The following is a 16,538-nucleotide window of genomic DNA, read 5'->3' on the forward strand; positions in this document are numbered from 1 at the left end:
AGATATGAGAGTAGGGATACAGCATGTGGAAGAAAAGTTTGTTAGCAATTATAGTTTCTTTTTTAATTATAAGTTGGAGTGTAGTTTATTTAGCTCATGGTATTATATCAGTCGTTGTTTGGTGGTGGATACAAGCATTTAGCGTAGTTTCGATTTTTGTTTTGATAGGCTCAATAGTAATGTTTGCTTGGAAAGGCATCTTTAGAAAGCGAATAGATAGAATGCTACTTTTAATAGTTCTGTTCTCTATCATTGGAGCTTGGCCTGTCGGGTGGTTCGCTAACATTGGGAGAATTGCATACCCAGCAGATGTACAGTCTACGAGTCCTAAAATAGTCGTTCGTTTTCCTTTGAATGAGCGGGCGTTAGTAGGGTGGGGTGGTGATCGCCTAGAGAAGAATTATCATGTGATAAAACCAAATGAAAGATGGGCATATGATATTCTCATTCCACCTGCTGAAGTGAAAAGTAGTAAGTTAGAGGATTATGGAATATACGGAGTGACAGTAATGGCGCCAGCTTCTGGAACAGTTGTATCAGTTAATAATGATGAAAAAGATTTAGTTCCAGGATCAGATGATTTTCAGTCAATGGCTGGGAATCATATTTATTTACGGTTAGATGAAACAGGGACATTTTTGATTCTCGTTCACTTAAAGAAAGGGTCAATTAAAGTTAAAGAAGGACAACATGTAAACGAAGGCTTCGTTCTTGCCCAAGTTGGTAACTCTGGAAGTTCAAGTGAGCCGCATTTACACATCCATCATCAAAGAGAGAATCCATCCGAGGTGAGTATGTTTTGTACGGAAGGCTTGCCACTTTATTTTCGAACTAAAAAAGGTGCGCTGATGCCGGAAAGAGGTACATACGTAAAAGGTAATTAGAAGAGAATTATTTTACTAAAAAGGGTATTCCATTTTTGATTGGAATACCCTTTTTCATTACCCTATAAATGTTTGATACAGTAAGAAAATATTTAAAACGATAACGAGTGCAGCAATTATCCAAGCGATGAAAGTTGTTATACGGTGGTTAACGAGTGCCCCCATAATCTTTTTACTACTTGTAAACATAATAAGCGGTACTAATGCAAAGGCAATACCAAACGATAAGACAACTTGGCTCATAACGAGAGCATAAGTTGGATTTACACCTAAAGCAATTATAACTAGAGGTGGAATCATTGTTATAAATCGGCGTAAATATAACGGAATATGCATGCGAATGAATCCTTGCATAATAATGTCACCAGACATTGTACCGACAGACGAGCTAGATAATCCCGCTGATAAAAGTCCGATTCCAAATAAAGCAGCGGATGCAGGACCGACTAAATTACTGAATTGGTTGAAAGCGACGTCAAGGTCTTCAACGTGCAAGCCGTTTTTAAAGAATAAAGCAGCTGCTACAATTAACATACTCGCATTAATGGCTCCAGCGATAACCATTGCAATAATGATATCAATGAATTCGAAACGGAAAATCTTTTTCTTTTGTTCATCATTTGTTCCGACTACACGGCGCTGTGTTAAGGCGGAATGTAAATATATTGCGTGTGGCATAACTGTCGCACCTAAAATACCAGCTGCTAAAAGAATACTATCCACGCCTTGGAATTTTGGGATAAATAGTCCTGAAAGAAGAGGGCTTAATTCCGGCTTTGCATAAAAGACCTGGACACCAAAAGCGATAACAACGATAAAAATCATCCCTGTTATGATTGCTTCTAATGGACGAAAGCCTCTGCGTTGAAATTCAAGAATAATAAACGATCCAGCTGCTGTAATTAAAGCTGCTGGTAACATTGGAATTCCGAATAACAAGTACAATCCGAGTGCTGCCCCAATAAATTCAGCTAAATCAGTTGCCATAATAACAAGTTCACCTTGAATCCATAAACCGATGGAAACAGGTCTCGGGAAATTTTCACGAGCTATCTCAGGAAGGTTGCTCCCAGTAGCAATTCCTAATTTAGCTGATAAAGTTTGAATTAATACAGCCATTAAATTAGAAGCGAGAATTACCCAAAGTAATAAATAACCATATTGTGAACCAGCAGCAATATTCGTTGCGAAATTCCCAGGATCAATATAAGCGACTGAAGCGATGAAAGCAGGCCCTAAGAATGGTAATAGTCTTTTTAAGCCTTTCGTTTGTCCGCTTAGCGCTAAATGTGCTGATTGAACAGTTGTACTTGGAGAAGGGATTTGTTCGTCTTTTGATATATCTTTATTCATAGTAGTGTTCCCCTTTGAAATCTTAACTTGATGAAATTATTGTATTTATTCTTACTCATTATTTCAATACATTTATATATGTTATGTGATGATTTTATTTGAACATAAAAGTTTCCTCAATGCAAATTATATGACTTTGTGCAATTAATGGTGTGGAAATACAAAAATGTTTTGGAAGTTTATGGGCGTTGAATAAAGGAGAAGATAATAAATTAAAGGGCTATTTTTGAAATTTATGTGAACAAAAAGCCTATCATACAGCATATTAATTGATGGAAATGGATTTGTATGATATATAATATATTGGGATTGCAACATAACCATAGTGTTTTGGTGTGTAATCTTGTTTTTTATTTTTGTTAACTTATAGAAAATAGTATAAAGAGAAGAAAATGGGATGCATAAAACTTTGGATACATTTTCTTATTATATATGTTTTGATATGAACGTTAACTTATACATGATTTTAAAAATTAGATAGGTGGTAGAAATACATTGGCAACTACAAAACCATATAGAGTATTACTTTATTACATGTACACAACAATTGAAAACCCTGAAGAATTCGCTGCAGAGCATTTAGAATTTTGTAATTCACTTGAATTAAAAGGTAGAATCCTTGTAGCAAAAGAAGGTATTAACGGAACTTGTTCTGGAACTGTAGAACAAACAGAGAAATACATGGAAGCAATGAACAATGATCCACGTTTTGATGGAATCGTGTTTAAAATAGATGAAGAAGAAGGCCATGCATTCAAGAAAATGCACGTACGTCCGCGTCCAGAATTAGTTACACTTCGTCTAGAAGACGATATTAATCCAAAAGAAATAACTGGAAAATATTTAGAGCCAAAAGATTTTTATGAGGCGATGAAACAAGAAGATACAGTTATTATTGATGCACGAAATGATTATGAGTTCGATTTAGGGCATTTTAAAGGTGCAATTAAACCAGATATTGAATCATTCCGTGAATTACCAGATTGGATTAGAGAAAACAAAGAAACACTTGAGGGTAAAAAGATTTTAACTTACTGTACAGGCGGAATTCGATGTGAGAAGTTTTCTGGTTGGTTAGTTCGTGAAGGCTATGAAGATGTAAGTCAGCTTCACGGCGGAATTGTAACGTACGGAAAAGATCCAGAAGTACAAGGCGAGCTATGGGATGGACAATGTTACGTATTTGATGAGCGTATTGCTGTACCAGTAAACCAAAAAGAACATGTTATTGTTGGTAAAGACCACTTTACAGGTGAACCTTGTGAGCGCTATGTAAACTGTTCAAATCCAGAATGTAACAAGAAAATTTTATGTTCTGAAGAAAACGAAGCAAAACATTTACGTGCATGTTCTCATGAATGTCGTGTAAGCCCACGTAACCGCTACGTAATACAACATGAATTAACGGAAGAACAAGTAGCTGCTGCATTAGAGAAAATCGAAGCAGGTAAGTAAGCTGAATTCGTGTAATAAAAAAGGGTACTCCAAACTTTATTTTGGAGCCCCCTTTTTATATTGTTAGGTTCTGTCTTTTGTCGATTTTTGTCGGTAAGTCGATATATCTGAAAAATCGCCGATATATTTAAAAAATCGCTGATAAAAATTTCATTTACTGAAACGCATCATGTATTTGTAATTTAAAAAGAATCGTCTTTAATTTTTATCCTCTTTTTCTTTCACAGCAGAAAGTACAGTTTGTTTTACCCACGCTTGTCTTCTTCGATGCTGTATACCCCATTGGTATAAACTTTGTACACCTAAAATAAAGGAAATGACTATACCGCTAATTGCTATTAACAGTGCAAAAAATTCAAGAGGAGATGATATTTTGTTTGAATCTGTATTTCTTAAAAGGTCAATCATAGTAAAACCTAACATTTGGCCTACTACAGAGTAGAGCGTTAAAATTAATAATAAAAGGCTATCTTTTTTAGCGGCGACATTTTCTTGATATTTAAACAAACTATCAAGATTTTGTTTCGCGTTTGAGTATAAAATTTCAATGTTAAAAAGTTTTCTTAAGCGGAAGAAAATATCTTCACTTTGTGATTGAGATACTAATTCTAAAGAAAAATAATTGGCTGTAAACGAATTGATTGAATAAATTAATTTCTCTATTTCATTTGTATCTTGTTCAATATTTAGCTCAGCATAAGCATTCGCCATCTTTAATAAAACAACTTTATGAAATAGGTTTAATAATAAAGCGTAATAAAATTCTCCGTACATTTGACTAGCAAGTTTAGTGACTTCTTTTTCACCTTCATTTGTTATACATGTGAAAATATGTTCTTCCATAATAAAATAACGGTTAGGAGCCCATCTTTGATAAGAATGCTTTGTTAAATAATCGTGAATATAAGGAACATTATTTGCACTAATATACGGCTTACCATCGTCTGTTAATCCGGAAAGACTGGAAGCTCGATATACATCAACTACATGAAGGTCTGACTTTTTGTTAATAGATAATAAGGTTTGTACATACATTCGTTGGTCTTCAAAGAAGGGGAATGTTTGAAAGTATGAACTCCGCAACCTCTTATTCTCAAAGAAGTCTGTTAAGCCATGATATAAATCGCCGAATATAAGTTTTTCTACTTGTGAATATTTTTTCCCATCACATTCAATACAAATGGTCTCGGTTGTATCATTTCTAGTTTCAAGCACACGGAAGCGAGAAGCAAATTCGATGGCTTCTGATAATGTCATGTTTGGGGCGGTTTTGACTTCTGTTCGAATTGTTAAGAAGCCAAGCTCATAAGGACAAAGTGTTACATCAATAGAATGTATCTTGAATGGAACGGAAATAAGATTTGTTGTTAAATGTCCATTTAAATTAAGGTCTTTAGAATAGCGCTGTAGTCCCTTTTGATGTTCTGAATGAGGAAAAAGAATTTTATTCGTAAATGAAAGATAGTATGCTTCCATATTTTGATGTGAAACTTGAAACTGCCCGTAATATGTATTTTCATCTTCAAGATGATCAAGTCGAAAAGGACGGAAATTATTTTTTTGTAAGAAAGGGAACATATTTTGTTCATATCCAGTTTTAAACGAAAACGGGAATATAAATTGAAATATAGCTGTTGTTACATCTTTTTCTTCGATTGTTTGTATTGCCTCCATTTACATTGTTTCCTTTCCGTATAAGCTATAGAAACAACATGCCCAATTTTTCTTGAAAATAACCTTGTTTTTTCAATAGATTAAGAATGAAAATTCAGCTAATTTAACAAGGGACATGTATAATGTTATGTATACTAAAACTAGTATAATTGTGTGAGGAAAAGGGGATGTTGTATGCGCATTTTAGTATTAGGAGCTGGTGGCGTCGGTGGATTTTTTGGTGGCCGATTAGTAGAAAAGGGAGAAGATGTTACATTTCTCGTTCGCAGCAAAAGAAAACAACAATTAGAGGAAAAAGGACTTGTTATTCGTAGTGTGAATGGAGATTTTTCCTTTCAACCGAAATTGATAACGAAAGAAGATAGAACTTCTCCATTTGATGTGATTTTATTTTCAACAAAGGCGTATCACTTAAACGAGGCAATTCAAGATTTGAAGCCGTTTGTTGGCGAAAATACTGTAATCATTCCATTGTTAAATGGTATCGCTCATTTATCGCTATTACAAAAAGAATTCGGCGGGGAAAAAGTAATGGGCGGTTTATGCTTTATTGAGACGACGTTAAACGATCAAGGAGAAATTGTACAAACTAGTGCTGCCAACAGACTTGTATTTGGAGAAATTAAGCCTCAAGATTCAGAGAGAATAAAGCGTATTACGAAAGCATTTATAGGTACGAAAGCTAGCTTTGTTTTAAGTGAAAATATTACGCAAGATATGTGGCATAAATATTTATTTATTACTGTCATGTCAGGCGTTACAACATTAATGCGTGCACCGATAGGACCAATTCGTGAAAGTGAAGGTGGACGTGAATTTATCCGAAATTTATTTGAGGAATCTGTGCAAATTATGAGGGTATTAGGAGCTCCAGTTAAAGATAATATTGCCCAGGAACATATGAAAACGATTGATAAAATTTCTTATGATATGAAGTCCTCTATGCAGCGTGATATGGAAAAAGGTTCGTTTATTGAAGGGAAGCATTTGCAAGGATACTTACTAGATGTAGCAGAACAATTTTCTTTAGAAGCACCATTACTAGGAGTGGTATATCAAAATTTGAAGGTGTATGAAGAAATGACATTTAACAAACCCGTAATAGAATTAGATGTATGAAATAATAAAAAAGATAGCAATATATAAGTGTATTGCTATCTTTTTTATTTGCGTATGACAAATTATTTGTTTCTTTTAATTCTTTCTGTCAAGTTTATTTCCTGTTCACGTTTACCATATAACTGATTAATTTCATTTGCTACTGCATCTAAATATGAATCGGAAAAAAGCGGTTTCTTCTTTTTAGACATACGGGTCTCCTTTAAGGGTTTTTTAGTATTCATTATGTATATTTATCAGCGGATTATGCGCAATCATTTTAAATTTTTTCTTTTTAAAAATTTTTGTTTACATTTTGAAAATAAAGGAGTATTATAATCCACAGTTTCAATTTTCTAAATCGCTGAAACCGCATGGTACGGGGGACCCGTTCTTACGGATTAGTACATAATCCGATGGGGTGAATCCTTAAAAAAAGGTAGGGCTACTCATAGGCCCGAATCCGACAGCTAACCTCGTAAGCGTTATATTGAGAAGGAAGGTGGAGCTTGTGCGACAAAAAAAATAATGTCTACAAGTCTATTTCGCTATGGCTTGTAGACATTTTTTGTTTTCTGAAGAAATAGTTTGCTGGCTGTAACAAGCAGAATCGTTCGTACAAAATTATTGGAGAGTGGACAGCTGTGGTTTCATCTATTAAAAGATTTTTAATTGGAAGGCCGTTAAAATCAACTGAGTTAGGAGAGCAAAAGCTTAATAAAACGAAGGCGCTAGCCATTCTATCTTCTGACGCATTGTCATCAGTTGCATACGGACCAGAGCAAATTTTAATCGCTTTAGCAGGTCTTGGAGCGATTGCGTATTGGTATTCCATTCCGATCGCTATTGGGGTATTAGTATTATTGACAGCTCTTATTTTATCTTATCGTCAAATTATTTTTGCCTACCCACATGGCGGGGGCGCATATGTTGTATCAAAAGAAAACTTAGGGATGAATCCAGGCTTAATAGCTGGAGGGTCTTTATTAGTGGATTATATTTTAACTGTTGCAGTAAGTGTATCAGCAGGTACAGATGCGTTAACATCTGCTTTTCCTAGCTTACATGCACATAATGTAATCATTGCGATTATATTTGTTATATTTATAACCATATTAAATTTAAGAGGTGTAACAGAGTCAGCTTCCGTTTTAGCATATCCTGTTTATTTATTCGTTTTAGCACTATTTATATTAATTGGTGTAGGGATATACAATATTTTAACTGGTCACGTTTCACCGACCTTACACACGCCGATTGGAACGCCGGTTGCGGGAATTAGTTTGTTTTTACTGTTAAGAGCATTTGCATCAGGTAGTTCGGCTTTAACAGGTGTTGAAGCGATTTCAAACGCAATTCCAAACTTTAAAGATCCTGCACCAAACAATGCAGCGAAAACTTTGCTTGCGATGGGTGCATTACTTGCTGTGTTATTTTCAGGAATTGTATTTTTAGCTTATTATTACGGAATTACACCGAGTAAAGAAGTAACTGTTGTTTCCCAAATTGCTGAACAAACATTTGGACGTAATTTCATGTACTATTTCATACAAGGCACAACAGCTTTAATATTAATTCTTGCTGCTAACACAGGGTATTCTGCATTTCCATTATTAGCAGTTAACCTTGCAAAAGATAAATTCATACCGAGAATGTTTACGATTAGAGGAGACCGTCTTGGTTACTCAAACGGTATTATTATACTTGGAATTGCTTCGATTATTTTAATTGTAGCTTTCCAAGGTCAAACAGAACATTTAATTCCGCTATATGCAGTAGGTGTGTTTATTCCATTTACACTTTCTCAAACGGGTATGGTATTAAAATGGCTTCGTGAAAAACCTGAAGGATGGGCTTTAAGATTAACGGTTAATTTAATTGGTGCAGTCATTAGTTTTATCGTTATGAGCATGTTCTTTTTAACTAAATTCGCTCAAGTTTGGTCGATCCTTATTTTCTTACCTGCTATTATCTTCTTGTTCCATCGAATTAAGAAGCATTATGATGCAGTCGGTGATCAATTAAGTTTAAAAACTTGTGAGCCTCTTATTCCGATTGAGGGGAATGTAATTCTCGTTCCTGTAGCTGGTATGACTCATGTAGTAGAAAATTCATTGAACTATGCGAAGGCTCTTTCTGCAGATCAAGTTATCGCTGTATATGTTGCTTTTGACAGAGAAGAGGAAAAGAAATTTGAAGAGAAATGGAAGAAGTGGCAACCTGAAGTAAGGCTTGTTACATTGCATTCTCATTATAGAAGTATTATTCAGCCGCTAACTAAGTTCATTGATACAGTGCAATATAAAGCGAGTGAATCAAATTATCGAGTTACGGTCGTTATACCACAGTTTATTCCGAAAAAAGGCTGGCATAACATTCTTCATAATCAATCAAGTTTACTCATACGTGCGTATTTACTCTATAAGAGAAATGTTGTTATTACGACAGTTCCATATCATTTGAAAAAGTAAGAAGATTTTTTAAGGATAGTTTCACGAAAGTGAAGCTATCCTTTTTGTGTATACGCTATGCATTATTGCATATTTAACTAAAAATTATATTAATATAATTTTATCCGTTGTGAGTAAGTAGTGTTTTCTGTTGTGATATATGGATATTTTAATCGGGAAAGTGAAACGAATTTTATTTTGGGATAAGGACATGAGAGCTTGAAAATAAAGGGAATGAAAATACTTCTTTACGTTATATAAATAGCTGTGTTTAAATGACCTTACAGTACAAAACTTACTTGAAAACAAAACGAAATTTCATACTTTTATACGTGAATTAGTTTAAAATGAATAATATTTTTATGTAATATATTCACTGTATGAATGTGAAAATTGCAATAGAATAGAAATTTTATACAAATCTATTCATACTAAGCACATATGAAAAGGTATGAAATGTTTTATAACAATAAGTAAGTACTGTAGAAAAAAGTTAGGAGAGATGGTTCGTACACGAATCACGGTGAGAATGTTCTCTATTTTAACCATCTCAAATTAATTGCAAGAAAATAGAATAATAAAATGCGATAGTAATAGTTGCTAATACATAGGAGGAGTTAAAGTGAAAAAGACTTTAATTACAGGGTTATTGGTTACAGCAGTATCTACGAGTTGCTTCATTCCTGTAAGCGCTTACGCTAAGGAGGGGCAAACAGAAGTGAAAGCAGTATATGCACAAAATGTAATTGCTCCAAATACATTATCCAATTCAATTAGAATGTTAGGATCACAGTCACCGCTTATACAAGCATACGGATTAGTTATTTTACAACAGCCAGACATTAAGGTGAATGCGATGAGTAGTTTGACGAATCATCAAAAGTTTGCAAAGGCAAATGTAAGAGAGTGGATCGATGAATATAATCCGAAGTTAATCGATTTAAATCAAGAGATGATGAGATATAGTACTAGATTTAATAGTTATTATAGTAAGCTCTATGAACTAGCAGGAAACGTAAATGAAGATGAACAAGCAAAAGCAGATTTTACAAATGCATATGGAAAATTACAACTGCAAGTACAAAGCATCCAAGAGAGTATGGAGCAAGATTTATTAGAGTTAAATCGATTTAAAACAGTATTAGACAAAGATAGCAATAACTTATCGATTAAAGCTGATGAAGCAATAAAAACACTGCAAGGATCAAATGGGGATATTGTGAAATTAAGAGAAGATATTAAAAGAATTCAAGGGGAAATTCAAGCTGAACTAACTACTATTTTGAATAGACCGCAAGAAATCATTAAAGGTTCTATTAATATCGGTAAACAAGTATTTACAATTACAAATCAAACTGCACAAACGAAAACAATCGACTTTGTTTCTATCGGTACTTTAAGTAATGAAATTGTAAATGCTGCAGATAGTCAAACGAGGGAAGCAGCTCTTCGTATTCAACAAAAGCAAAAAGAGCTATTACCACTTATTCAAAAGTTATCACAGACTGAATCAGAGGCGACTCAAATTACATTCGTTGAAGATCAAGTAAGTAGCTTTACAGAACTAATTGATCGCCAAATCGCAACTTTAGAAACGTTATTAGCGGATTGGAAAGTTTTCAATAATAATATGATCCAAATTCAAACAAATATTGAAGAAGGCACGTATACAGACAGTAGTTTACTTCAAAAACATTTCAATCAACTTAAAAAAGTAAGTGATGAAATGAATAAGCAAACAAATCAATTTGAAGATTATGTTACAAACGTTGAAGTACATTAAACAGAAAAATAATTAGCGATATAGGGAGAGAAGAAAAATGACAAAAAAACCTTATAAAGTAATGGCTCTATCAGCACTTATGGCAGTATTTGCAGCAGGGAATATTATGCCGGCCCATACGTATGCAGCTGAAAGTACAGTGAAACAAGCTCCAGTTCATGCTGTAGCAAAAGCTTATAATGACTATGAGGAATACTCATTAGGACCAGAAGGCCTAAAAGATGCAATGGAAAGAACAGGTTCAAACGCTTTAGTAATGGATCTGTACGCTTTAACAATTATTAAACAAGGTAATGTTAACTTTGGTAATGTATCGTCTGTTGATGCGGCTTTAAAAGGGAAAGTGATTCAGCACCAAGATACAGCTAGAGGAAATGCGAAGCAATGGTTAGATGTATTAAAGCCACAGCTTATTTCAACGAATCAAAATATCATTAATTACAATACGAAATTCCAAAACTATTATGATACTTTAGTTGCTGCGGTAGATGCAAAAGATAAAGCGACTCTTACGAAAGGCTTAACTAGATTATCAAGTAGTATTAATGAAAATAAAGCACAAGTAGATCAATTAGTAGAAGACTTGAAGAAATTCCGCAATAAAATGACGTCAGATACGCAAAACTTCAAGGGAGATGCAAATCAAATTACATCTATCTTAGCTAGTCAAGACGCTGGAATTCCGCTATTGCAAAATCAAATTACAACGTACAATGAAGCAATTAGTAAATATAATGCAATTATTATCGGTTCATCAGTTGCTACAGCGTTAGGACCAATTGCAATTATCGGTGGTGCAGTAGTTATTGCAACTGGTGCAGGAACGCCGCTAGGAGTCGCGTTAATTGCAGGTGGTGCGGCAGCTGTAGGTGGTGGTACAGCTGGTATTGTTTTAGCGAAGAAAGAGCTTGATAATGCACAAGCAGAAATTCAAAAGATAACAGGACAAGTTACAACTGCGCAATTAGAAGTAGCAGGATTAACGAACATTAAAACACAAACAGAGTATTTAACAAATACAATTGATACTGCAATTACAGCGTTACAAAATATTTCAAACCAATGGTACACAATGGGATCAAAATACAATTCTTTACTTCAAAATGTAGATTCAATTAGTCCAAACGATCTTGTTTTCATTAAAGAAGATTTAAACATTGCGAAAGATAGCTGGAAAAACATTAAGGACTATGCAGAAAAGATTTATGCTGAGGATATTAAAGTAGTAGATACGAAAAAAGCATAATAGTAATTGAACTGTTACAGCATTACGTACAGATAAATGATTTTTAAATAATAGAGAGCTCCTGTTCAGTAGTGAGCAGGAGCTTTTTTTACCTCTAACGTTTCATATCCTCATAAAAAGAATAGGTGATAATTATGCGTAATAAATTCTATAAAAAATGTCTTTTAACGATAATGATTGCTGGATTCGCAACAAGTAACGCGTTTCCTTTACATCCTTTTGCAGCGGAACAAAACGTAAAAACATTGCAAGAAAATGCGAAAAATTATTCTCTTGGACCAGCAGGTTTCCAAGATGTAATGGCGCAAACGACATCGAGCATATTTGCAATGGATTCATATGCAAAATTAATTCAAAATCAGCAAGAGACTGATTTGAGTAAAATAAGTTCAATTAATAGTGAGTTGAAAGGAAATATGGTTCAGCACCAAAGAGATGCAAAAATTAATGCAGCGTATTGGTTAAATAATATGAAGCCTCAAATTATGAAAACGGATCAAAATATTATTAATTACAATAATACTTTTCAAGCGTACTATAATAGCATGCTAGTAGCGATTGATCAAAAGGATAGCGGTAAATTAAAAGCGGATTTAGAAAAGTTGTATGCGGACATTTTAAAAAATCAAAATGAAGTAGATATTTTATTAGGGAATTTAAAAGCATTTCGCGATAGAATGGCGAAAGATACAAACAGTTTTAAAGAAGATACAAATCAATTAACTTCGATTTTGGCGAGTACGAATGCTGGTATTCCAGCATTAGAGCAACAAATAAATACATATAATGATTCGATTAAAAAGAGTAATGATATGGTTATTGCTGGTGGTGTACTTTGCGTAGCGTTAATAACATGTCTTGCTGGCGGACCGATGATTGCGATTGCGAAAAAAGATATCGCAAATGCAGAAAGAGAAATAGCCAATTTAAAAGATAGAATTTCTGGCGCACAAGCAGAAGTCGCAATTTTGACAGATGTGAAAAATAAAACAAAAAATATGACAGAAACAATTGATGCAGCAATTACAGCACTACAAAACATATCAAATCAATGGTATACAGTAGGTGCAAAATATAATAATTTACTACAAAACGTAAAAGGAATTAGTCCGGAAGAGTTTACGTTTATAAAAGAAGATTTATATACAGCGAAAGATAGCTGGAAAGATGTAAAAGATTATACAGAAAAATTACATGAAGGTGTGGCGAAATAAACAGTGGACTAGTTCTGCTGTTTATTTTTTTATCCTGTTTTTTGTGAGAGTTGAACTTGTCGTTTGATATATAAGTTTGCCATGTGTTTTATCAATATGGCTTTGGGATAATGTTTAGCCAAATTGATACTAATAACCCAGATAAACTTCTGATCAAGCCTTTTATATGTAATGTTTTAATGAAAAAAGCTATACTGTAAGCAAAACTAAAAATTAGAAAGGAAATCTTAGAACATGGAAAATTATTTATTATTTATCCTTACAGCAATGCTAATCATAATTATGCCTGGTCCTGGTTTTGCCTTAGTTACAAAAAATACTATCTCGCATGGTAAAAATGGTGGGATAAAGACCGTCTTAGGAACGATATCTGGAATGATGATTCATACAATAATGGCTACGCTAGGACTCTCTGCCATCCTAATGAAATTTGCTATGTTATTTACATTTATAAAATATGCTGGGGCTTTTTATTTAATGTACTTAGCTGTGAAGTCAATTAAAAGTGCTTTTTCTAGAAAAGAAGATATGTCAGGTTCAGTAGAAATGGACTATAAAGATATTGGAGCAATTAAAAGTTTTAGACAAGGATTTACTACGGCAATTTTAAACCCAAAAACTGCTGTATTTTTCCTAAGTTTTTTACCCCAATTTATTGTGAGCAATCAAAGTCATTTCTTCCAATTTCTTTTGTTAGGACTCACATTTACGACTTTGACAGCAATATGGTATTTGCTTTATATCACGCTAATACGTCAATTAAGAACTTTTTTAAGAAAAGAAAAAGTGAACCGTACAATAGAGGGTATTACTGGCACAGTATTATTAGTATTTGGAGTTAGGTTATTTTTCCAAAAATAAATATGTAAATGAAATGAGAAATAAACAATGACGGTAATTTCTCGTTTCATTTATTCTAAAGCTACCATTTTATAATTGATTTCACACCTTCATACCAATTTTCTTATCTCAGGATATTTGCTTTTCTTAGTTTAATTGTGATGTGGGTCCCCTATATAAAAAAAACCACAGTTTACATCCAAACTGTGGTTTTTTGACGTGCAAGGAATTACACAAATCATTAGTCACTATCTAAATTGCACTCCCCATTTATTAATATCTATTTCTATTTTTTAACTCTGCAACAGAAACAAGTCTAGTTTAGAATGAAAGTAATGCCATTGTTTAACATATGTCTCACTATGACATGTACATTTGAATGAAAGCAATAGAATTATTTAATACATGTATCGCCATAACATATGCAATGGATCTGTTAGAAATAAGATAAGCCGCAGTAAGAATTACCGATCCAGGTAAATAAATAGCAATATCCGAAAGCTGGTTCGTATGAAGTACTGTAAAAATTATAATTGAAATGATAGATGCAATAGCAGTACCAACATAATGCGAAAAACGATTTAATAATATATGGCGAAACATAATTTCTTCAATTACTGGACCCATAATTCCAAATAGGAGCAATGTGAATATAATAGGAATCTCTGCCCCTTGTGTAAGGACCTGTTCTTGGTTCTCTGGCTGACCTGTATTTAGAAAATGCATAATAGAATTTTCCACAATTACCATAAATAAAACCACTATAGGAATACTTACTATTTTCAAAATTTTCTTCTCTTTAAAATAAGTAAAACTTTGAATAATTTCTTTCCTAAAGAACATTACTCCTAGAATAGTAGGTATAGTCAAGCTCATGGCACCAAGAGCAAATTCTGATTCAACTAAATTGACATTAGTTAAAAGTGATATGCCAAATAATATGAACAAGCCAATTTGAAATAGTGTAAACATTGGATAAACTAGTAGCATAATAAGTTCTTTTTGATTCATTTTAATAAAGTTCACCTTATTACCTCCATAATTAAATTACTTAGAATCTTTGATTTTTCTTTCTGCATAAGGTTCTCCTTCTAATTTATACAAGATTCCGAACCGAACCGTTCGGTTCGGAATCTAATGATACTATAAGTTTCTAGTTTTTTAAACCCTTTTTACAAATTATTAACAAAATCAAAATAGTAAAAACCGAGTATATTTATATATCGGTTGTTTATTTACAATCAAATTACAGCAATCATTAATGATTACCCTTTTATAGAATGAAATGAAAGTGGGAGTAGCTCATCCCTTTAGCTAAACATATTAATAAAAATTATATATAATAGTTATATGTCTAAACATTAAAATTAACTATATATTTTTACTTCTTCTATGGTTTTAAATAGAATTAGTTGTATAATATGACTGAATTAACCGATTGTTCACATTGTTATTAACAGAAAATTCATTCGAATGTTATAGATAACATAATTTAATGAACCTCAAACTGTATTGTTTTAGGTTCCTATAAGATAGGGATTGATAAGATATTTTTGCTTCAAACTTATTTATACTTACAATAAAAATTCAAAAAAATCATAGTAAAAATCACCTTGAATATTAAGTTCGTTTTATTAGGAGGACCACAAAGCATGACTAAAGTTGATAAGGTAAAAGAAAAGATTATTGAAACATCTTTATATTTATTTAATACTAATGGAATAACTTATACATCCATTCAGGATATAATGACAGCTACTGAACTATCTAAAGGAGCTATTTATCGTAGATTCAAAAATAAAGAAGAAATTGTCCTTGCTGCCTACGACAAAAGTGGTGAGATTATGTGGAACCATTTTCATAAAGCGATGGAAAATAAAAAGACAGCAATCGATAAAATCCTTGCAATATTCCTTGTATATCAAGATGCAGCTAATAACCCCCCTATTGCTGGAGGCTGTCCATTACTTAATAGCGCAATTGAAAGTACTGGAGTATTTCCAGAATTACAAAAAGCAGCAGCAAAAGGTTATGATGATACAGTAATGTTAATGGCCTCTCTCATAAAGGAAGGAATAGAGAAACAAGAATTTAAAGAAGATTTAGATATTATATCGCTCGCTTCTTTTCTTGCATCTTCAATGGAGGGAGCTATTATGGCAAGTCGAGTATCTAACGATAATATACACCATCATTATTTTATTGAACAAATAAAACATCATCTTTTCTCTTATTCTAAATAAGTGAGAACTTGCATTGTTTCCATCCAATTTTTATAGACTTAAATTGAATGAATACCCCTCATAAACAGTATCTTCAGTTTATGAGGGGTATTTGAATAGTTTTTAGACGATGTTTCATGTTTCTTATTGAACGGCTTTGTTATCGTTACTACAGAAAAAGAAAAAAGAATGAATTACATATAAATCGATTTATATGTTTCAAGTGTATCTATATTGAGTTTGTAAATCTACACAAAAAGGTTTCATTGTATATACTAAGTGAAGTAGAAGTTCAGTTAGTAAAAATTCGGTAGTCGAA

General features: G+C 33.1%; 13 protein-coding genes and 1 riboswitch. Of the genes, 9 read left to right on the forward strand and 4 right to left on the reverse strand.

From position 1 onward, the window contains the following. Nucleotides 1–23: 23 nt before the first annotated feature. On the forward strand, nt 24–884 hold the full coding sequence (locus F0362_RS09235; RefSeq protein ID WP_149889742.1) for a M23 family metallopeptidase: 861 nt from the start codon (nt 24–26) through the stop codon (nt 882–884). A gap of 57 nt (nt 885–941) precedes the next feature. On the opposite strand, the gene F0362_RS09240 is transcribed toward F0362_RS09235, so the two are convergent. Beyond that, nucleotides 942–2,237, reverse strand: a complete 1,296-nt coding sequence (locus tag F0362_RS09240; RefSeq protein ID WP_001030658.1) for an Nramp family divalent metal transporter — start codon at nt 2,235–2,237, stop codon at nt 942–944. Nucleotides 2,238–2,732: 495 nt separating this feature from the next. On the opposite strand from F0362_RS09240, the gene F0362_RS09245 reads away from it, so the two are divergent. Then, nucleotides 2,733–3,692, forward strand: coding sequence for an oxygen-dependent tRNA uridine(34) hydroxylase TrhO (locus F0362_RS09245; protein WP_000246236.1), 960 nt, complete (start codon nt 2,733–2,735; stop codon nt 3,690–3,692). Nucleotides 3,693–3,890: 198 nt separating this feature from the next. Here F0362_RS09245 and F0362_RS09250 read toward each other — a convergent pair whose 3' ends face one another. Then, the gene (locus tag F0362_RS09250) at nt 3,891–5,366 is read right to left on the reverse strand and encodes a hypothetical protein (protein WP_000387454.1); all 1,476 of its coding nucleotides are present in this window, start codon (nt 5,364–5,366) and stop codon (nt 3,891–3,893) included. Between the two features lie 174 nt (nt 5,367–5,540). Between F0362_RS09250 and panE the strand changes: the two genes are divergently transcribed. Next, a complete protein-coding gene (panE, locus tag F0362_RS09255) occupies nt 5,541–6,485 on the forward strand; it encodes a 2-dehydropantoate 2-reductase (protein WP_001221919.1) in 945 nt (314 codons plus the stop codon). A 62-nt stretch (nt 6,486–6,547) separates the two neighbouring features. On the opposite strand, the gene F0362_RS31230 is transcribed toward panE, so the two are convergent. After that, the gene (locus tag F0362_RS31230) at nt 6,548–6,676 is read right to left on the reverse strand and encodes a hypothetical protein (RefSeq protein ID WP_000038255.1); all 129 of its coding nucleotides are present in this window, start codon (nt 6,674–6,676) and stop codon (nt 6,548–6,550) included. A 140-nt stretch (nt 6,677–6,816) separates the two neighbouring features. Continuing rightward, a riboswitch (cyclic di-AMP (ydaO/yuaA leader) is annotated at nt 6,817–6,964 on the forward strand. Nucleotides 6,965–7,108: 144 nt separating this feature from the next. Between F0362_RS31230 and F0362_RS09260 the strand changes: the two genes are divergently transcribed. The 5 genes from F0362_RS09260 to F0362_RS09280 all read left to right on the forward strand — a co-directional run bounded on the left by F0362_RS09260 (nt 7,109) and on the right by F0362_RS09280 (nt 14,018). Further along, on the forward strand, nt 7,109–8,935 hold the full coding sequence (locus F0362_RS09260; protein ID WP_000254863.1) for an APC family permease: 1,827 nt from the start codon (nt 7,109–7,111) through the stop codon (nt 8,933–8,935). A 601-nt stretch (nt 8,936–9,536) separates the two neighbouring features. Next, nucleotides 9,537–10,697 (forward strand): non-hemolytic enterotoxin NHE subunit A, encoded by a 1,161-nt coding sequence (gene nheA, locus F0362_RS09265; protein WP_000751820.1) that lies wholly within the window; start codon nt 9,537–9,539, stop codon nt 10,695–10,697. 37 nt (nt 10,698–10,734) lie between these two features. Further along, entirely contained in the window at nt 10,735–11,943 is a 1,209-nt protein-coding gene (gene nheB, locus F0362_RS09270) for a non-hemolytic enterotoxin NHE subunit B (protein ID WP_000162968.1), read from the forward strand. Between the two features lie 134 nt (nt 11,944–12,077). Next, nucleotides 12,078–13,157 (forward strand): non-hemolytic enterotoxin subunit C, encoded by a 1,080-nt coding sequence (locus F0362_RS09275; protein ID WP_149889743.1) that lies wholly within the window; start codon nt 12,078–12,080, stop codon nt 13,155–13,157. A 234-nt stretch (nt 13,158–13,391) separates the two neighbouring features. Beyond that, a complete protein-coding gene (locus F0362_RS09280; protein ID WP_000432984.1) occupies nt 13,392–14,018 on the forward strand; it encodes a LysE family translocator in 627 nt (208 codons plus the stop codon). Between the two features lie 339 nt (nt 14,019–14,357). On the opposite strand, the gene F0362_RS09285 is transcribed toward F0362_RS09280, so the two are convergent. Beyond that, nucleotides 14,358–15,023: a CPBP family intramembrane glutamic endopeptidase gene (locus F0362_RS09285; RefSeq protein WP_001009315.1), complete on the reverse strand. Its 666-nt coding sequence runs from the start codon at nt 15,021–15,023 to the stop codon at nt 14,358–14,360. 626 nt (nt 15,024–15,649) lie between these two features. On the opposite strand from F0362_RS09285, the gene F0362_RS09290 reads away from it, so the two are divergent. Then, nucleotides 15,650–16,240, forward strand: a complete 591-nt coding sequence (locus F0362_RS09290) for a TetR/AcrR family transcriptional regulator (protein ID WP_000169656.1) — start codon at nt 15,650–15,652, stop codon at nt 16,238–16,240. Nucleotides 16,241–16,538: the final 298 nt, after the last annotated feature.

The sequence above is a fragment of the Bacillus sp. BS98 genome, assembly GCF_008432245.1.
Classification (GTDB): Bacteria; Bacillota; Bacilli; order Bacillales; family Bacillaceae_G; genus Bacillus_A; species Bacillus_A toyonensis.